General features: G+C 35.4%; 17 protein-coding genes and 3 pseudogenes. 18 read left to right on the forward strand and 2 right to left on the reverse strand.

The genetic code is table 11. The features are described from left to right. Nucleotides 1-152: 152 nt before the first annotated feature. From MHH87_RS07690 to MHH87_RS18895, 18 genes and pseudogenes are all read left to right on the forward strand, one after another. Entirely contained in the window at nucleotides 153-629 is a 477-nt protein-coding gene (locus MHH87_RS07690) for an HXXEE domain-containing protein (RefSeq protein WP_340748729.1), read from the forward strand. Nucleotides 630-678: 49 nt separating this feature from the next. Beyond that, nucleotides 679-1152, forward strand: coding sequence for a hypothetical protein (locus MHH87_RS07695; protein ID WP_340748730.1), 474 nt, complete (start codon nucleotides 679-681; stop codon nucleotides 1150-1152). 19 nt (nucleotides 1153-1171) lie between these two features. Next, nucleotides 1172-1681 carry a DUF4275 family protein gene (locus MHH87_RS07700; RefSeq protein ID WP_340748731.1) on the forward strand — a complete coding sequence of 170 codons (510 nt, stop codon included), beginning with the start codon at nucleotides 1172-1174 and terminating at the stop codon, nucleotides 1679-1681. A gap of 502 nt (nucleotides 1682-2183) precedes the next feature. After that, complete coding sequence (locus MHH87_RS07705; protein ID WP_340748732.1) at nucleotides 2184-3737, forward strand: spore germination protein; 1554 nt, start codon at nucleotides 2184-2186, stop codon at nucleotides 3735-3737. A 131-nt stretch (nucleotides 3738-3868) separates the two neighbouring features. After that, complete coding sequence (locus tag MHH87_RS07710; protein WP_340748733.1) at nucleotides 3869-5053, forward strand: Ger(x)C family spore germination protein; 1185 nt, start codon at nucleotides 3869-3871, stop codon at nucleotides 5051-5053. Between the two features lie 285 nt (nucleotides 5054-5338). After that, the gene (locus MHH87_RS07715; RefSeq protein ID WP_340748734.1) at nucleotides 5339-6436 is read left to right on the forward strand and encodes a GerAB/ArcD/ProY family transporter; all 1098 of its coding nucleotides are present in this window, start codon (nucleotides 5339-5341) and stop codon (nucleotides 6434-6436) included. An 883-nt stretch (nucleotides 6437-7319) separates the two neighbouring features. Further along, nucleotides 7320-7544, forward strand: a complete 225-nt coding sequence (locus MHH87_RS07720) for a hypothetical protein (RefSeq protein ID WP_340748735.1) — start codon at nucleotides 7320-7322, stop codon at nucleotides 7542-7544. Nucleotides 7545-7932: 388 nt separating this feature from the next. Next, entirely contained in the window at nucleotides 7933-8409 is a 477-nt protein-coding gene (locus MHH87_RS07725; protein ID WP_340748736.1) for a hypothetical protein, read from the forward strand. Nucleotides 8410-8709: 300 nt separating this feature from the next. Beyond that, nucleotides 8710-9384 carry a serine/threonine protein kinase gene (locus MHH87_RS07730; RefSeq protein ID WP_340748737.1) on the forward strand — a complete coding sequence of 225 codons (675 nt, stop codon included), beginning with the start codon at nucleotides 8710-8712 and terminating at the stop codon, nucleotides 9382-9384. Between the two features lie 292 nt (nucleotides 9385-9676). Further along, entirely contained in the window at nucleotides 9677-10639 is a 963-nt protein-coding gene (gene corA / locus MHH87_RS07735; RefSeq protein ID WP_340748738.1) for a magnesium/cobalt transporter CorA, read from the forward strand. Between the two features lie 57 nt (nucleotides 10640-10696). Beyond that, nucleotides 10697-10861 carry a hypothetical protein gene (locus MHH87_RS07740; RefSeq protein ID WP_340748739.1) on the forward strand — a complete coding sequence of 55 codons (165 nt, stop codon included), beginning with the start codon at nucleotides 10697-10699 and terminating at the stop codon, nucleotides 10859-10861. 107 nt (nucleotides 10862-10968) lie between these two features. Beyond that, on the forward strand, nucleotides 10969-11337 hold the full coding sequence (locus MHH87_RS07745) for a winged helix-turn-helix domain-containing protein (RefSeq protein ID WP_340748740.1): 369 nt from the start codon (nucleotides 10969-10971) through the stop codon (nucleotides 11335-11337). A gap of 69 nt (nucleotides 11338-11406) precedes the next feature. Continuing rightward, nucleotides 11407-11729: pseudogene (locus tag MHH87_RS18890) on the forward strand (IS630 family transposase). Nucleotides 11730-12096: 367 nt separating this feature from the next. Continuing rightward, entirely contained in the window at nucleotides 12097-13698 is a 1602-nt protein-coding gene (locus tag MHH87_RS07750) for a spore germination protein (protein ID WP_340748741.1), read from the forward strand. Nucleotides 13699-13720: 22 nt separating this feature from the next. Continuing rightward, complete coding sequence (locus MHH87_RS07755; RefSeq protein WP_340748742.1) at nucleotides 13721-14911, forward strand: Ger(x)C family spore germination protein; 1191 nt, start codon at nucleotides 13721-13723, stop codon at nucleotides 14909-14911. Between the two features lie 2 nt (nucleotides 14912-14913). Beyond that, nucleotides 14914-15147, forward strand: coding sequence for a hypothetical protein (locus MHH87_RS07760; protein WP_340748743.1), 234 nt, complete (start codon nucleotides 14914-14916; stop codon nucleotides 15145-15147). 33 nt (nucleotides 15148-15180) lie between these two features. Further along, nucleotides 15181-16299, forward strand: coding sequence for a GerAB/ArcD/ProY family transporter (locus MHH87_RS07765; RefSeq protein ID WP_340748744.1), 1119 nt, complete (start codon nucleotides 15181-15183; stop codon nucleotides 16297-16299). 146 nt (nucleotides 16300-16445) lie between these two features. Next, nucleotides 16446-16715: a GNAT family N-acetyltransferase gene (locus tag MHH87_RS18895; RefSeq protein WP_445683118.1), complete on the forward strand. Its 270-nt coding sequence runs from the start codon at nucleotides 16446-16448 to the stop codon at nucleotides 16713-16715. A 908-nt stretch (nucleotides 16716-17623) separates the two neighbouring features. On the opposite strand, the pseudogene tnpC reads toward MHH87_RS18895, so the two are convergent. Then, a pseudogene (gene tnpC, locus MHH87_RS07775) lies at nucleotides 17624-18217 on the reverse strand (IS66 family transposase); the annotation flags it as partial. Between the two features lie 47 nt (nucleotides 18218-18264). Then, a pseudogene (tnpA, locus tag MHH87_RS18900) lies at nucleotides 18265-18528 on the reverse strand (IS66 family insertion sequence element accessory protein TnpA); the annotation flags it as partial. Nucleotides 18529-18549: the final 21 nt, after the last annotated feature.

The raw sequence follows: 18549 nt of genomic DNA on the forward strand, positions 1-18549 counted from the left end.
TTAAAGATACAAATGAAAAACAACTTTTGGGTTTTTTTGTCGACTGAAATAAAAAAATGGGTAATAAAGGAAACTTTTTTGTTCTTTTTTCGTAGTAAGTAATAACAGGAATGGTGGAAGGAATTTTAGAAATTGCAAAGGAGGATATGTACATGGAATATTTCGTCATATGCTTTTGCTTAGCCATTACGCTGCACAATATTGAAGAAGCTATTTGGTTGCCTGAATGGTCACAGCAAGCTACCAAATTTCAGAAGTCCGTAACGCCAGGAGAATTTCGTTTTGCAGTTATTATTATTACAGTTTTCGCTTATTTGGCCGCATTTACGTTTTTATTTGTACCTCAATCAAATATAGCAAAGTGGACGTTTATTGGATTTTTAGGCTCAATGATAATAAATGCAATCTTTCCCCATCTATTAGCTACGATTGTGATGAAAACATACGCACCTGGCCTGATTACAGGACTGTTGCTCAACATTCCTATCAATTCAATGATCCTTTTTCAACTATTTGAAAGCCAGGTAATTGAATATAAAGAGTTAATCATTTCTACTGTTGTAGTAGGAGGCTGTTTATTGGCACTGATTCCGCTATTGTTCAAGATAGGTAGGAAAGTGAGCTATTGAATTAGCGGTGAATTTGTTAATGAGCACAGTATAAATAAGGTGGTGTATTATGATGAAATTGACTAAAAGGGTAGCCATAATTGTCATGGGGATTCTATGTATTGTACTGTTAACAAAAATTCTGAAGAAGGATTTATGGAGTGTAAACGCTGAATTATTTAAGGAAGAATTTTTATCAATTAGCCAATCTGTTGAAACCGTAAATTTGTTAAATATAACTCCATTTGAATGGGATAGGGCCTATTCCTTTAACCCCTATACACCTGAAGATTTGATTTATGAAACAGTAGGGTATAAATGGGATAATATTAGTGAAACCGTTAATGAAGGAATGAATCAAATCGTATTTTTGAACGATGAAAAAGTTGTTTGCTACATATACGGGTATCCAGAAAATAATGGTTATGGTCTAGCTTTTATAACTGAAAATTATACTGAAGTTGCTTCGATCCTGAATGTAAAGGATGAGTTGGATTTTCACGTAACGAGAAGTGAAAGTGTGATCTATTTACGAAATGATTAAACAAGAGAGTGGGTGTCAAATGACGAACATTAAAGAGGAATTATATCAACTTATTCAGGAACTACCTGAAAAAGAGTTGGCAAACCTTTTGTTTTATGCTGAGCATTTAAAGAAAGACTTTTTGTACAGAGAATTCTTACAAGCCAAAGGGGTAGTTATTACAGAATTGTATGGGGAAGGTGATGACATTAAAGGTCATTGGGAGGCAGCATTTACTAGTGGCATAAGTGAGGACAAGAAAAAGGAAATTTACCTGGCTCAATTTCTATGGCATGTCTTTAGCTATGAGGAAGTACCCTGTTTGCAGAGGGAAGATGCAATGGCAGCCTTAGATGAACTTACCAAAACAGAATTTTATGTGTTTTATCAAAATCGTCCACTCGTAACAAAATTTGAACATGCTGATAAAGTTAAAGCGATTGATTTCAAAGACCAACAAGACATTTATATTGTAGATGTCAATTTCAACTGGACGTATGTCAATACACATGAAGACCAGTGCGGGCCGTATTTTTATCAGTTAATCTAGAACGAGAGAATGATATGCTAGAAACTTTTCAAGAAATGATGACGCCACTTTTTATAGCTATAAATAGCCTAGTCAACTAGTTCAACTGGGTGAATGACGTCTGTATTTCACAGGCGTCATTTTTAATTTGATTCAATTGCCCGCAATAATGATTATAGTATGTCATATAACTCTGTACTTTCTGTCTAACCTCCTCAAACATTAGACGTTGTATTTTCCCACGTTCACTTTCCTCAATACAAAACGTTTAAATTCATCTGTATGCGTAGTTGCTTTTTCACTAAGAGCATTTACATAAGGGTTGCATCGGAGCTTTTCTTATTGTTTTTTAGTGAATGACTTTTTTGATATTTTAATTGGTTCGAATAGTCCGTATAAAATTTTTTTATCGTTCTATTTTATTTAAAGTAGACTAATATACTTGCATATACAACCTACGTTTAATTTTTGAAAATTGATGCATACTTCTGTTAGAGCAATAAAAAATTGAGGTGACGTTACAATGAGTAATACCAAAAAATTAAACGCAGATTCTAGCGATCAAAAAAATGCTCTATTATTGCATACAAGTCTTCAAGAAAATCTTCAAGAAATAAAAAAAACAGTCGGTAATAGTAATGATGTCATTATCAGAATGTTGAATATCGGTAAATCAAAAGAACAATTAATTGGAATTATTTACACTGATGGTTTAGCAGACAAGTCAGTAATAACGGATTTTATCATGGATTCTTTGGTGCTAGATATAGAAAGCTCCTCCACCAACAGCTCACAACAGGCCCTTGAGTTTTTAAAAGACTACTGCTTAACAGTTGGAGACGTCATAGATATAACGGACTTCAACGTTTTATACAGTTCTATTTTCAGTGGTGAAACGGTCATCTTGCTTGAGGGAAACACAAAGGGTATATCTGCTAGCACTCAACATTCCAAGGATAGAGCTATTACCGATCCCACTACTGAAACAGTTATTCGCGGACCTCGGGAATCATTTACTGAAACATTACGGACGAATACAGCTTTAATTCGTCGTAAAATAAAAAACCCTAACCTTTGGATGAAATCGAAAGTTATTGGAAGATATACAAAAACTGATGTTTGTATTATGTATATTAATGGAGTTGCAAACGACAAAATCGTTAAAGAAGTTATGACACGTCTCGATCGAATTGACATTGATGGAATACTAGAGAGCGGTTATATAGAAGAACTAATACAAGACACTACATTCACACCTTTCCCAACTGTCTATAACACGGAACGCCCAGATGTTATTGCCGCAGAATTATTGGAAGGAAAAGTAGCTATCTTAGTAGATGGTACACCGTTTGTTCTCATAGTACCTGCTCCATTTTCTTCATTCATACAAGCGGCAGAAGATCATTATCAACGTTCCGATGTGAGTAGTCTTATTCGAATCATGCGTTACACGGGCATTGGCATTGCCTTATTAGGGCCTTCATTTTATGTAGCAATTACTACTTTCCATCAGGAAATGCTGCCAACATCCATGCTGATTAGTCTTGCATCTCAACGTGAAGGGGTACCATTCCCAGCAATCGCAGAAGCTTTAATAATGGAAATTGCCTTTGAAATTTTAAGAGAAGCTGGTCTTCGGATGCCTAGGACGATTGGTCCAGCAGTTTCCATTGTAGGAACCTTAGTTATTGGACAGGCAGCAGTAGAGGCTGGAATGGTTTCTGCTGTTATGGTTATCGTCGTCTCGCTAACCGCTATTTGTAGTTTTTTGTTTCCATCTTATGCACTCTCGAATACGTTTAGGCTATTGCGGTTTCCATTAATGGGCTTAGCAGCTATGTTCGGTTTATTTGGTGTCATGATTGGATTAATAGCCTTGATCCTTCATCTTTGTAGCCTTCGTACGTTTGGCGTACCGTATATGAGCCCGTTTGCACCGCTTATTCCATCGGAGCAAAAGGATTCAATTCTTCGTTTTCCACGTTGGGCTTTACTAAGTCGCTCTCGTTTAATCGCTCCAAATAATACGACACGAGGACATAACCCGTTAGATAAACCAACAAAAGCAAGAAAATGATGTTTTAGTGGATAAGAAAGTATAACTTTCTCATCCACATAAGTAAGGACATTAACTCGCCCAATTTTTGCGAGTTGTATCTTTCTAATCAAATTTGCTTCCTAAAAGGAGGGCTTCATCTGAAAAAAAAAATGGTACTAGTTTCATTTCTTACGTTTACTTTATTTATTTGTGGATGTGGGAGCAAGCGTGAATTAAACGAGCTCGCTATTGTTCTTGCCATGGGGATTGATAAGGTAGAAGAAGGTTATGAAGTATCACTGCAAGTTGTAAATCCAAATGAAGTCTCTTCCAAGCAAGGAGGTAGTGGGCGAGCACCGGTTGTTACCTATTATGCGAAAGGTAAAAGTATATTTGAAGCAATAAGACGCTCGACTACAATTACTCCAAGAAAACCCTACTTCGCTCATATTCAAATCCTTATTTTGGGGGAAGAATTAGCGAAGGAAGGAATTAGCGAATCCCTCGACTTTTTTTTAAGAGACAATGAGCTTCGAAGTGATTTTTTTGTAATTGTATCGGATGAAACGACTGCAAGAGAGGTTTTGGGCATATTTACCCCTTTAGAAAAAATTCCCGCAAACAAACTGTTTAGCTCTCTTGAAGTTTCGGGAAAGTCATGGGCACCTTCTACATCTGTTCATGTACATGACTTAGTAAATGAACTTAGTACAAAAGAAAAAAATTCAATTTTACCTAATATTAGTATATTGGGGGATGCTGCACTAGGAATGAATCAGAGTAACGTAGAAAAAATTGAACCTCCAGCAAAATTAAAATACACGGGATTAGCGGTAATTAAACAGGATAAATTAGCCGGCATACTGACTGAAGACGAAAGCAAAGGCTATAACTATTTAAAAAATAATGTAAAAAGCACAGTAGCGGTAATTTCCTGTCCTGAAGAAGGAGAGTTAGCAATGGAAATTTCAAGTGTTAAAACTAAACTGAAGGGAAAAGTGAAAAATGGATTCCCATCGATTGATGTAAAAATTAGGGTGGAACAAAATGTCGGAGAAGTAAATTGCTCGATTGACCTTACAAAAAAGAAGACGAGAGACTATATCAATAATAAGACAACAGAACAAATCAAAAAAAATATAGAGGAAACGCTTGTTACCTTTCAAAATGACTATCAAATCGATGTATTGGGGTTTGGGGAAGCTATTCGTCGAGCCGATCATAAAGCATGGAATAAAATGAAGGAGGAGTGGGTAGAATTATTTCCAAATGTGGAGGTAAATGTTTCTGTGGATGTAAAAACAACTGGAACTGGGACAAAAGTAAATTCCATCTTACATGAGGAGAAGGAGTAGATTATGATAGGAATTTTAGGAGTATTAGTCGTCTCTATTTCCATCCTCCTTATAGAACTCCCCAATCTTCGCGCAGAGAATAACAGGAAAGATATGTTCATTTTTTGGAGTTTAATGCTATTTTCTACGGGACTAGGTTTAGCGGTTACTCTTCAACTTAAAATACCTAACCCAACAGATTGGATTTCCTTTATTTATAGACCATTAAGCGATTTATTCATTCGAACTTTTATGTAGAAAATCAGTTAGTTGGGATAATATTACAGCGAAAGAGGTGAGGAAACAGTGAATAATATTGTTATTAGCGCTAGGCAATTCACAATACTTGTAGTTTTCTTCACAGTTGGTACAAGTCTATTATTCATTCCTGCGCTTGTTGTGGGTGTGGTTATGCAGGATGCTTGGATAACTTGTATATTATCAGTACTAATAAGTTTACTACTAGTAAAATTGTATATCGCAGTAGGGAATATAGCACCAAATATGTCCCTAGTTGAGATAAATGAAAAGGTATTAGGGAAGTGGCTAGGAAGTTTTGTATCTGTCACTTTTATTTTTTTCACCTTCATTACAGCCGGAGAGCTTGTATCGTTTGTCAGTAGTTTTATGAATATAGAAATCATGCATGATTCACCTGCGTATCCATTTAGTATACTTTTTGGATTAGTTGTTATCATGGCGATCAGTTTAGGATTAGAAACCTTTGCTCGTTCAGCAGAAATTTTGTTTGTTGTATTTATTTTTTTGTTTGTTGCATTTATTCTATTAATTTCTCCCCAAATAAGGGTTGAAAACATCCAACCTGTATTAGAGCATGGGCCAAAGTCTATGCTGTTTAGTAGCTTACTTTTTTTAAGTATTTGTTCACTCCCCATGGTTTCATTGTTAATGATATTCCCTGTTTCAATTAGGGAACGAAAGGAAGCGGAAAAGGGATTTTATATAGGTACAATAATAGGTGGGGGAATATTAACAATCATTGTAACTTTATGTATTTTAGTGTTAAACCCAAAATACACAGCAAACTCTAGATACCCAGGTTACGACATAGCTAAGCTCATTTCAATCGGAAATTTTATAGAGCGGATTGAGGTTATTATGGCTTTTATGTGGATAATTACTATATTTTTCAAAACGCTATTATATTTTTATGCATCGGTCATTGGCTTATCGAGGTTACTAAAAGTAAAAAATAATCGTGTTCTTACATTGCCTCTTGGATTTATATTAATTCTTCTAGCTCAATTTGTTCATCCTGAAATAATCCATTTGGACATATATAACAAGGAGACTTGGTTCCCTTTAGTTACTACTTTCGGTCTTTTTCTTCCATTATTGCTATTACTTGTGGCTAAAATAAGGAAAATTGGTGGCGTTAAATAATCCGTAGTTGTTTCTTGCATTTTTCCAATGGGCACTTAAATAGTTGATTTCTACTAAGAATTCTGCAAAGCATAGGCTAAATAGTGATAGGTTATTGGTGCTCTGGCACTCGTTTTCCGCGGACGGTGGCGAGCCTATTCGGAAGGGTCTCACCGGTATCGCTTTTTCCGCATTAGTGTCGCGCGGCCGCAGCACTATTGGTTGCTGAATATAATAACGTAGAAGCATAAAAATACGATGAAAAAATACGGTTGCGGGGTTTTTCAGTGCCCTCGTATTTCACAGGAGTCATTCTTTTTTTGATTTTATTGCCCACTATAATGAATAATGTATGTCATAAAACTTTATAGTTCTTGTTTAACCTTTTCAAATGTTCTACATGATTTACACTCCGTCTTATCTTTCATAAAACCAAAAAGGATTCTTTGGAAGCGTTATCCAAAAGGTCCAATTTATAACTAGGGGTTGATTTCCGTTCTGGCTGGACGCTTTTCAGGGGGAGTTCGATGAGCCGCTTCGTTTGGTTTTCGAATCTTTAATACTAGAGCAGTTTAGTAATAGATTAGAAGGATGTATAAATAATTTATTACAAGTGGTGATACATAATGGAAATGATATTGAGGATATGTAGTTTCTTAACTACAATAGCAATTGCTTTGATAATTTGGAAATCTCCATCCGCGTTGGAAGAAGAAAAATCTTCAAAGAAAAGGAACAGAATAGTTTGGTGCTTATAGGGGTTGACATAATTTTATTTGGATTAAAGCTGCTAATTTAATTGAAACACTGGATAAACCGTTAGTGAATTTTATTAAAAAAAGCGTACTTTTTCGCTAAAGGGCTTGTTGATGAAAGAAGAATTGACTTTATTGGGGCTATATAGTTGAAGAAAATTTTAATTATAGTCATTATCCCTATAGCTATATTTTTGGTAGGTTATTTTTCAATTATCGTATATGCACATAGTAAGCTAAATAATGCGAAGGAAAAAATAATCGAGAATAACCCTGAAATTACTAAAGTAGAGTATATAAATAGTAGTGGACATTGGTTGACGGAGAAATTTCGGAAAAAGATTTATTGGAATAATTCAACTCAAGTTTTATGAAGTAATTTATGCGGGAAACAAAATTCGGGAAAATAAGTAAATTATTACAGATTAGAACCATTACCCAACAAGAAATTATACTTACTTGAACTATCTCTATGAAAACCCGAAAGAAAATGAACACTTCATTGAGAAAAAATTGTTTATTCTCCTTCAAAGTCCTGTCCTTGAAATTTAAGCAGTTAATAGGTAACTTTGCTAATCATTAAAAAAAAAGCAAACGTATTCCAAAGGGCGTTGGGGGTTGTTTCTATTATTAGGAAAGACGATGAGATAGTATATTAGACAGATATGTTTTTTGGTGAAAACTGATGTGAACTATTTTTACAAAAAGAGCGTGTATTTGGAAATGTCCTTTTTCATTTTGTGCTAACGGAAGGAATACAATATGATACTTTTAAATGGTGTCAGTGGGTTTATTGGTAATGCAGCTTTTGATACCGACCTAGAAGTTATTGGTGCTGAATGTAAAAAACATTGCTATTCAATTATCGATAATCTAGGTGGTGAGGTTTTAACTTGGAATGAGCTAGAAGTAGGCCGAAATTATTACTATGTGCAAGTAAAGGTTTTCGATGAGTGTTTGTATATCCTGCTCAATGCGATGTATCCATTTATTGCTATTTCTTCTTCAGCTGCACCAGGCGGCCTAGATTATATTGATCATGAGCAGTTATGGAAGGGATTTAGTTTGCATTATCATGTTCTCCGTGCAGATGAGTTAAATGAATTGTTAGTGATAAAGGAAGTGAAGGACACAAATTTTGTAGAAAACAACCATCAATTAAGTGAAGCAGAATTTTATAACATAAAATATTGGCGCCCTAAAACGGTTGGGGACATTGTATTTAACTATTGGGATTAATATCATTTCAAGCATTTTATAAACAAGAAGCTAATATTTGTGAAATAACGTATTAAGGCAAGTAGCGTTATGGGGGAAGATTCAGATCTCAAATCTTTAATACTAGGGTAAAATTTAAGATTTTGACAATCAATTAACGGTTTCTTTCTACAAGTTCTACTTACAGGTAAAAAGTACTCAAAAAAGAGACTAAAGGAAAAAGTACCTTAAAGCCAAACAATTAACATTAGAAATAAGAGATGTTTCTAGTACTTGTGAAATAATTTGGTTTTACTCAACGATGAAGAAGGGAGAGCTAATATGGAAAACGACTGGGAAGTAGCTCTTGATTCTCTTTCTAAAATTACTGTTTTTTCAAATCCAAATAACGAGCCTGTAACGATTAGTGGTGACGCTGATGATTTGAAGTGTATAGGTATGGGGACAGATGCGGCCGTTTTTCAATTTCTTAACGCTCCGGCTTATGCATTTAAAATATTTGCTAAGGACAAAGTAGCTAAAGTACAAGTTGAAGCAAATGTTTATCATGTATTAGGAGATTCACCTTTCTTTTCAACTTGTTTTGCTTCATATGACGAATATCTCGTTTTAAGCTATGAGGAAGGGAAAACGCTCTTTGACTGCATACTACAAGGTATTCACATTCCTGAACAGGTTGTAAAGGACGTGGAAGATGCAAGAGAATATGTTCGAAGCAAGGGACTCAATCCACGTGATATCCATTTGAAAAATATTTTACTACAAAACGGAAGAGCAAAAATACTTGATGTCTCGGAATACTCACTGCCAGGTAATGATTTTCGATGGGAGCATCTTAAAAAGGGATATGAAGAATACTATCCTTTAATAGATGGGAATTCTGTTCCATTTTGGTTGGTAGAAACGACTCGAAAGTGGTATAACCAGCGGAGTAAGTATTTTTTTTCATATGAGGAGTTTATAAAAATTGTTTTAAATCTTTTGCATAAGAAATAGTCCCAACGATTCAAAGTATTTATGGATGAGTTGAAGAAAATTGGTTTCTTTAAAATTAGTTGCGTAACATCTAATAGAGAGGTTGTTCAGCTATCATGAAAGAACGAAGAAACCTTTCATTCTCTGTGGAGAAGCGCTGATTTTTGCGCATCATGGAAGGCTAACGGTGTGCATCGATCTAACAATGATTAATGCTTCTTTTCGTTGAACTTCTTTAACTAACGCTGCAGATTAGACATAAAAGATAGCGTATAATCATTATAGAAGTAACTATTAAGAAGGTGTAAATACTATGATAAATTTCATTGGAATTACAAATGAAAATCGTTTAGAAAAAGATATTTCCATAAATAATGTAGATTTTTCTTCATACAAATGGTTCTGGGTTGATTTTAATGAACCAACAGATGAAGAGGTAAAACATTTAGTTGATACTTTTCAATTTCATCCGCTTGCTATTGAAGATTGTTTACAGAAACTTCAACGTCCAAAGTTGGACTATTACTCTGATCATACTTTTTTTGTTACACATATTATTCAAGAAGTAAAAAAAGAAATTATTAAAGAAGAACTAAATTTTTTTGTGGGAGAAAATTTTTTAGTTACTTTCCATAGCGTTCCAGCAATAGAAATAACTAAAGTTTGGAATAGTTTTTTGTCTCAGAAAAGCATGGAGAAATGGGATACCTTTTATGTGTTTTATCAAATTTTGGACGAAGTTGTAGATAACTATTTTCCGCTAATTTATAAAATTGAGGATGAATTAGATAAAATCGAAGCGAATACTCAGAAAAATTCAATGAATCATCTAATGAACGAATTATTTGAAATTAGAAATATGTTATTAAAACTCTTGCATACAATTAATCCAATGCGTGATCTGCTTTATCGAATGTTAAATTCACATAATTTAAATTTAAATCGTATAGTTGAGAGAAGAGAGTATTTTTCTAATATTTACGATCACCTTTTAAAGCTGTCAGAAATGGTCATGTCAAATAGAGAAGTAACTGCTGACATAAGGGATAGTTATCTCTCATTAAATTCACATCAAACAAATAATGTTATGAAAATCCTTACAATAATAACTTCTGTTTTTGTCCCTTTAACTTTTATTGCAGGGATTTATGGAATGAACTTTGAAAATATGCCTGAATTATCGTGGAAATACGGGTATTTTATGTCTTTAGGATTGATGGCGACAATTGGGGTTTCAATGGTTCTTTGGTTTAAGAGAAAAGGTTGGTTTAAATAAAAAATTCTTATCAAATTTAAGGAATGCGACACTAATAATATTAAGGAGATGATAATTGTGGTAGAAGTAAGTGACTTCCTTGTACTTGAAACTGATAGATTGGTTTTAAGACAAGTAACAACAGATGATGCGAAAAGTATTTTGGCATATTTAGAATACCATAAGAAGAAAAAATCTATTATTACTGACTTTACTGCTTTTCATAACAATTTCATTTGTTAAAACTAAAAAGATTCGATTTTTTTCGTAAGCGCCAAATACAACACACCTTCTACTAAATCAAATGACATGAGACAATCATGACAATTAATTTAGTAGAAGGTTTTTTTATGAAACGATCAGAACGCCGCCTTTTATGGCAGTCTCGTATTCAAGCTTTGCAAACGAGTGGTGAATCGAACGTTGCCACGGGTCGTCCGAAGTTTTTAACACCTGAACAAGAGCAACAGGTATATCAAACAGTTGTCGAACTCAAGCCTGTGGATGTTGGTTTTCCCACGGAAATGAATTGGACAGCACCGTTAGTTTGCAAATGGATTCAACAAACGTTTCAAGTCAAGTACTCCGACCGCGGTACACGTGATTTACTCTATCGCCTAATAAGCTATACGAGACCAACCTATACACTAGAAAAAACCGATGTAGCCAAACAGGAAGCGTTCAAAGAAGCATTTGAAACAGTAAAAAAAGCCCCTTAACGGACAGTTAGACCGAATTTTGTTTGAAGATGAGTCCATGATTCGCGATTATCAAGCGATTTCGAACACTTGGTTTGCGAAAGGAAAACAAAAAAGATTCCTACATACGGTCGTCATCAAGGCGTGAAACTGATTGGTGTACTAGATTATGAAACAGGCGAAGTATTTTGCATACAGGAGGAACAGTATACAGCCGTTGAATTCCTAGCCTTTCTTAAAAAAATTGTGGCGAAATACCCGGCGAACGGATTGAGATGGTATTAGATAATGCCCGTATTCATCATGCGAAGCTGCTTCAGCCGTTTCTAGACGCGTATCGAGATGTCTTGACACTGATGTTCCTGCCTCCGTATAGCCCGGATTTGAATATAATTGAGGCTTTATGGAAATAGCTGAAGGCAACAGTTATTCGAAATGTATTTTTTCATAACGTTCAACAAATACGTAAAGTGGTTTAGGAATTTATTCGCCAGATCAATAAAATGCCTGAGATTACGGTAGAGAATCTTTGTCTGAAACAATAAATATTTATCGCCGTATGTATAGTGTGATTTATTAAATCAGAACAAATTGTATGTGTTTTCAGACTTTTTTGTTAAAAGGAGTTTCCTCATGCTAAAGAAAATGAGAATCTATATCTCATCAACATGCTTAATAGAGACGTTAACGGATCAAGCGATATTTTCCTAATTGGCAAAGTAATAAACAAAATTATATATAAGTACGCAAAAAAAAAACAAACAGTAAGTGAGGTAGTCTATGGGTTTTTTTAAAAAGAAAAGTAATTCTAAAATACATTCCAATTCTATTTCAACTAGCCAAATGATGAAGACAAGTTCAACAATTGAATTAAAAACAAATCTTCAAGAAAATTTACAAATAATAAAAGATTCCCTTGGAAAAAGCTCGGATATTATCATTCGAGAAATTCGAATTGGAAAAGAAGAAACTATTAAAGCCGGTATTATCTATACAGATGGATTAACCGATACAACCTCATTACAAAATTTCATTTTGGAAACGCTCATGCTAGATATCAAAGGGACCGAATTACAGAAAAAGCTATCTCCTGAACAAAATCTTATTAGCGTATTAAAAGATTTTGCCATGACAGTAGGAGAAATTAAAGAACTAACTAATTTTGAAGTGCTTTTTACTGGACTTTTATCTGGGGATACGATTATTTTAATCGATGGATATGCCCAAGGTTTAATCATTTCCAATAGGCATTGGGTTGAGCGTGGAGTAACGGAAGCAACAGCCCAGGTGGTAGTAAGAGGACCCCGCGAAGGATTCTCCGAAAATTTGCGTGTAAATACCGCCTTAGTTCGTAGAAGACTGAAAGACCCAAATCTTTGGATGGAATCAAAAGTTATTGGAAAACGCACGAAAACGAATGTTGTCATTATGTATATCAACGGAATTGCAAATGACAAAATAGTGAAAGAAGTCCGTTTGCGTTTGGATAAAATAGATATTGATGGAATTCTTGAAAGTGGAAATATCGAGGAATTGATTGAGGATGCACCATATTCACCTTTTCCAACCATATTCAATACGGAACGTTCGGATGTAGTAGCTGCAGCATTATTGGAAGGACGCATAGCCATTTTGGTAGATGGAACACCATTTGTCCTAATTGTTCCAACATTATTTGTTCAATTTTTTCAATCTTCAGAAGATTACTATCAACGTGCGGGTATTGCGAGTCTGGTTCGACTTCTTCGGTTTTTTGCATTCACGATTGCCTTGCTTGCACCTGCCTTATTTATTGCGGTCACAACTATTAATCATGTAATGCTACCTCCTGCACTCCTTATTAGTCTGGCAGCCCAACGAGAAGGTGTCCCATTTCCGGCATTTGTTGAAGCAATCGTAATGGAAGTCACCTTTGAAATCTTGCGTGAAGCAGGCTTAAGAATGCCACGAAGCATCGGTTCAGCCATGTCTATTGTAGGGGCATTTGTAATTGGAACAGCAGCGGTAGAAGCAGGCATGATCTCTGCTGCGATGGTAATCGTGGTTTCAATAACCGCCATTTCTAGTTTCGTTTCTCCAACTTACGACTTAGCTATCTCTGCCAGGATACTACGCTTTGGGTTTATGGCAATAGCTGCTGCTTTTGGTTTAGTAGGAATAACGATTGGTTTAATTGCTCTACTTCTGCATTTATGCAGTTTGCGTTCTTTTGGAGTGCCTTATATGTCTCCGATAGCTCCATTTAATCTTTCTGATCAAAAGGATACGTTTATTCGCTTGCCTAGATGGAAAATGTTTACTCGACCTCGTCTAATCAATCAACAAAATATCGTTAGGCAACAAGATTCAGCCTCTGCAAAACCAGAACCATCAAAAAAATAAGGAGTATGAAGGGGTTTAAACGATGAAAAAGTGCATGTTTGTTCTCCTGATTCTCAGCCCCTTTCTTACGGGGTGTTGGGACCGAAGGGAATTAAATGAGCTTGGCATTATGCTGGCAATAGGAATCGATAAAGTAGAAGATGAATACCAATTAACTGCTCAAGTGGTTGTACCTGCGGAAATAACCTCGAAAACAAGTACTGGGCGTACACCAGTCACCCTGTTTCAGGAGAAAGGAGAAACAATATATGAAGCCTTACGAAAAATTACAAAGAACTCGCCTCGAAAAATATATCCTGGACATCTTCAAATGCTTGTGCTTGGTGAGGATTTAGCTGAAGAAGGCATAGCCGAATCCTTAGATTTTCTGTCAAGAGATTGGGAATTTCGAACTGATTTCTATGTTGTTATTGCTAAGGATATGACCGCAGGGGAAGTCCTAAATGTCAGAACAACGATTGAAAATATACCCGCCACTAAAATGTTTAACACGCTTAAAACGTCAGAAGCTTCCTGGGCTTCAACGAACGGCGTTGTATTAGATGAGTTAATAGCCGATCTTACAAGAGATGGAAAGGAAGCCGTATTAACAGGGGTTCTAGTAACAGGGGAACAAGAAATAGGATCAAGCAAACAGAATGTGGAATCGATTACTCCATCTGCGCGAATTGTATATGATGAATTAGCGTTATTTAAAAAAGATAAACTGGTGGGCTGGTTAACTGAACGAGAAAGCAAAGGGTATAATTACATCGTCAACGAAGTGCAAAATGCTGTAATTGCTATATCTTGTCCTGAAGAGGGGAAAGCCACTATAGAGATTATTCATTTTGATTCTAAAATGAAAGGCAAAATAAACAAAGGTAAGCCTGAAGTGGATGTCAATATTAAAGTAAAAGCAAATGTTGGGGAAGTAGAGTGTCAAATTAATCTTGATGACCAAGAAACAATTGTTGAGCTAGAGAAGAATACTGAAAAAAAGATGGAAGAGACCATTAATCTGAGCATTGAAACGGTACAAAAACAATATAAGTCAGACATATTTGGATTTGGTGAAGCCATTCATCGATCTAATCCGAAAGAATGGAAAAAGATTAAAGAGCGGTGGGATGAGGAATTCCCTGAGATGACAGCGAATGTTAAAGTAGACGTAAAAATTTCGCATACGGGTTCAGTAGGTAATTCCTTCTTAGAAGATATAGGGGTTGAATAATCATGATAAAAAGTATAGGAATACTCCTAATTGCAGCAGCCATTCTGTGGATTGAAGTTCCACCTCTCTTGGAAAAAAAATATAAAAAAGAGTTACTTGTGTTTTCAATTCTTCTTGCAATTGGGGTAGGTCTAAGTATTACACTTGGATTTAAAAAACCTATTCCAAATCCATTTGATTTACTCACTTTTATTTTTAAACCGCTTGATGACGTTATTACTCTTTTGTTGAAATAAAAGAACAGTGTAGAGGGGAAGGTATGATATGAAATGATGCAAGACGTTAAAATAAATTCATACCAATTTCTAGTTTTAGTTATTTTATTTACGATTGGTACGAGCATCTTAACTGTACCATCAGGATTAGCAGCCGAAGCGAAGCAAGACGCCTGGATTGCCGCTATAATTGGTACGGGAATCGGGTTATTGGTCGTATGGCTATTAATCACTATAGCTCTTTGGTTCCCTCACCTCACCTATGTCCAAATCATTGAAAAACTATTGGGAAAATGGGTAGGTAAAGCCTTTTCTGCTTTGTTTGTACTCACGGCTCTTCTTTATGCTTCAGAACTTTTGTATTATTTTGGGCTATTCCTAAACATCCATATGATGCCAAGTACTCCAATGGTAGTCCTTAATCTTCTTTTGGCGGGAATTGTGGTGATGGGAGTCCGTCTTGGTTTGGAAACCTTCGCTCGTACTGCAGAAATCTTAGTTGTCGTTTTCTTCGTCATTTTTTTCATTTTAGTGGTGTTTATTTCACCTGAAATAAAGTTTGAAAACATACAGCCAGTATATGAGATGGGGACAAAAAAGATCGTTCAATCATCCTTTTTTTATGTCATAGTATCTTCAGTAAATTCTGTATTTTTACTAATGATTTTTCCTTCCTTTATTAACAAAATGAAACAAGTTAAAAAATCTTTTTTAATTGGAAACTTAATAGGCGGCATCGTCATCATCGTTATTACATTTTTGAGTGTTACGGTATTAGGTGTTGAGAAAACTGCAGGAGAGATTTATCCAAGCTATGAATTGACCAAAAGGATAAATATCGGGAATTTTGTACAGCGTATTGAGGGATTAATGGCTTCACTTTGGATTATCACCCTCTATTTTAAGACGACCCTTTATTTTTACGCTTCCGTTTTAGGGATGGCACAAATTCTGAATTTGAAAGATTACCGCCCTTTAACATTACCGTTAGGCATGATTGCCGTTGTCCTATCTCTCGTGATTTATCCTAATGTCATCTACCAACAACATTGGGACAGTACAACGGGTAATTCCTTAACATTATCAATCGGACTTTTTTTACCTCTTTTGTTGGTAGTCGTATATGCAATACGAAAAAGAACGAAAAAGAACGAAATAGAAAGAAACGAATAGATGATTATTTTGAAAAATCTATAGATAAGCCTTACCATGTGGCTAAAAACATACAGATAGAAACTCTATTATATATAGAGAATGTAGATTTGAAAAAATATGCACCTTAATAGATGGACATTCGGCTGTGTTAATTGACACGGTTTTTGGTCAGGGCTATTTCACTTCCTACCTGGAGAGATATATATAGTAGTTTTATTCCAAAAGGTATACAGGATAAAGTTTTAAAGGATGCTTCCTCTAATGAGGAGATGAATAAACACTTTAAATCCTCTCTAAATATGGTTGCTGAAAATAACGAAGAGATTATGGGATATGCTTTTTTCTCAGGAAATTTATCTGATAAGAAAGTGTTCTTAGAGTCCTTATATGTTCATCCTAGCCACCAAGGAAAAGGATTGGAAAACATCTATTGATAACTGGACTTGCAAAACTCTAAATGAACTTAAACAGTAAGAGTAATATTTATTGATACTAACTTATTGTGTTTTCTTTAAATCTTGTAGCTGTAAGGTAGGAAATGTTCTGGTTTATTATTGGGTAATTATGGTTTACATAACAATCATTTAAAGGACTAGGGATATTGAACGGGGGGAACTCTTGTTAAATATCCCTATTTTGATCACTACATGTGTTAAAAAACTTAATTCAGTTGACTCCAACATTTGCTACTTATGATAAGCGCTGTTTTGGCAATCATAATTTATGGAGGTGAAGAAGAATGGCAAACGAAAATAAAAACAATGCTTCAATTGAACGTAAGCGTCAAATAGCGCCCACCTGTTCATTCAGGGGGCGCTATTGTTATAGTTTCTATATAGTTTTTTTAGGAATATGGCAGCTGATCGGAATTTCGTCCGACAAAGGCATAAGCGCATCTAGCTGATTTTCTTTGGCTGTTTCAACGATACTGTAAATAATAGCGCTCGCTTTAGCGCCTCTTGAAAAAGTTGAAAACATCCAAGCTTTTCGGTTATGTGTTTAAGTACATAATCGTAATTATGTGCTGAAGTGAGTTATGTTCTCACTATTGAATATTCTTGTTATATAGCTTGAGTTTTCTTTTGTTTTTCAGCACATAAACAATATAAAGACAGTATTTGTAACCGAATTTCACATGTTTAAATTTGCCCATAATAAAGGGATTCATGTTATTTTTCAAATGAATTGAACTTGATTTCTAAATTCCATCACATTAGAACTTGCTTATATATGTATTCTAAAGGGACTGAAGATTTAAGTTAAGTGCTGAATTTATTCGATTATTACTGGAATAAATAGTGAAGAATGTATTTCACAACATAAACAGTGTCAGCACATAATTTCTTCCCATCAAAAACGGTTTAATGGAACGTTCCCCTCGGTTGTTATCTAGCTCTAGACGACCATCTTTTAAAAATACCTCGAGTTTCTTCCATTGATTTAAACAATAGGTGATGGCTTCACCTAACTTCGTTTTAGGTGCCACGCGAGCCTTTTCTGTTTTTAACCATACTAAAAAAGTATCAAGTACAGGTTTACTGTGGTCAAGATGTTCTTGATAACGAATTTCTGGTGTACATTCATCCATTTTATTGATTTTTTTATCCAGCGCAAATAATTGATTACAGAATTGTAGACCGTTTTTAGCGGCACAGGGTTGCTCTGTATTTTGGAGGTTTTCCGGCAATGATTTCAGTGCCTCATTGAATTTTCTACGCGCATGCGCCCAGCACCCCACCAGTTCTACCTTCTGTAAATTATGGTAGCCTGTATAACCATCGACATGAAGGTAACCAGAAAATCCATTTAGAAATGCCTTTGGATGTTTCCCGGCACGTGTCGTTTGATAATCATACAAGACAATTCCTGGCACATCTCTTCCCGTCCGGTATAACCACATAAACGACTTACTTGTAGCGGCACGACCTGAAGAATTTTACGCAAAGCAGCTTCTTCAAAGTCAGACGGACATTCAATGGAAATACCATTCAGTTTTATCATAATGGGAACGGTCTTGGGCGCAGCCGTTTCTTGAAGGTCAACAGGTAACCATTGTACTGGCTGTGTTGTTTGCGTTCGTGATTTACGTAACCACTGATACATACTGTGAACAGGGACATCCTGTTTAGCGCACCAAGTGGCAACGTTCGATTCACCACTCGTTTGAAAAGCTTGAATACGAGACTGCCATAAAAGGTGGCGTTCTGATCGTTTCATTAAAAAACCTCCGACTAAATTAATTGTCATGATTGTCTCATGTCATTTGAT

The sequence above is a fragment of the Solibacillus sp. FSL H8-0538 genome, assembly GCF_038003525.1.
In the GTDB taxonomy this organism is placed as follows: domain Bacteria; phylum Bacillota; class Bacilli; order Bacillales_A; family Planococcaceae; genus JBBOPI01.

Excerpts from the sequence above, each read along its gene's own strand:
- MHH87_RS07690 (WP_340748729.1), top strand. The coding sequence starts at position 153 with ATGGAATATTTCGTCATATGCTTTTGCTTAGCCATTACGCTGCACAAT.
- MHH87_RS07695 (WP_340748730.1), top strand. The coding sequence starts at position 679 with ATGATGAAATTGACTAAAAGGGTAGCCATAATTGTCATGGGGATTCTA.
- MHH87_RS07700 (WP_340748731.1), top strand. The coding sequence starts at position 1,172 with ATGACGAACATTAAAGAGGAATTATATCAACTTATTCAGGAACTACCT.
- MHH87_RS07705 (WP_340748732.1), top strand. The coding sequence starts at position 2,184 with ATGAGTAATACCAAAAAATTAAACGCAGATTCTAGCGATCAAAAAAAT.
- MHH87_RS07710 (WP_340748733.1), top strand. The coding sequence starts at position 3,869 with ATGGTACTAGTTTCATTTCTTACGTTTACTTTATTTATTTGTGGATGT.
- MHH87_RS07725 (WP_340748736.1), top strand. The coding sequence starts at position 7,933 with ATGATACTTTTAAATGGTGTCAGTGGGTTTATTGGTAATGCAGCTTTT.
- MHH87_RS07730 (WP_340748737.1), top strand. The coding sequence starts at position 8,710 with ATGGAAAACGACTGGGAAGTAGCTCTTGATTCTCTTTCTAAAATTACT.
- corA (WP_340748738.1), top strand. The coding sequence starts at position 9,677 with ATGATAAATTTCATTGGAATTACAAATGAAAATCGTTTAGAAAAAGAT.
- MHH87_RS07745 (WP_340748740.1), top strand. The coding sequence starts at position 10,969 with ATGAAACGATCAGAACGCCGCCTTTTATGGCAGTCTCGTATTCAAGCT.
- MHH87_RS07750 (WP_340748741.1), top strand. The coding sequence starts at position 12,097 with ATGGGTTTTTTTAAAAAGAAAAGTAATTCTAAAATACATTCCAATTCT.
- MHH87_RS07755 (WP_340748742.1), top strand. The coding sequence starts at position 13,721 with ATGAAAAAGTGCATGTTTGTTCTCCTGATTCTCAGCCCCTTTCTTACG.
- MHH87_RS07760 (WP_340748743.1), top strand. The coding sequence starts at position 14,914 with ATGATAAAAAGTATAGGAATACTCCTAATTGCAGCAGCCATTCTGTGG.
- MHH87_RS07765 (WP_340748744.1), top strand. The coding sequence starts at position 15,181 with ATGATGCAAGACGTTAAAATAAATTCATACCAATTTCTAGTTTTAGTT.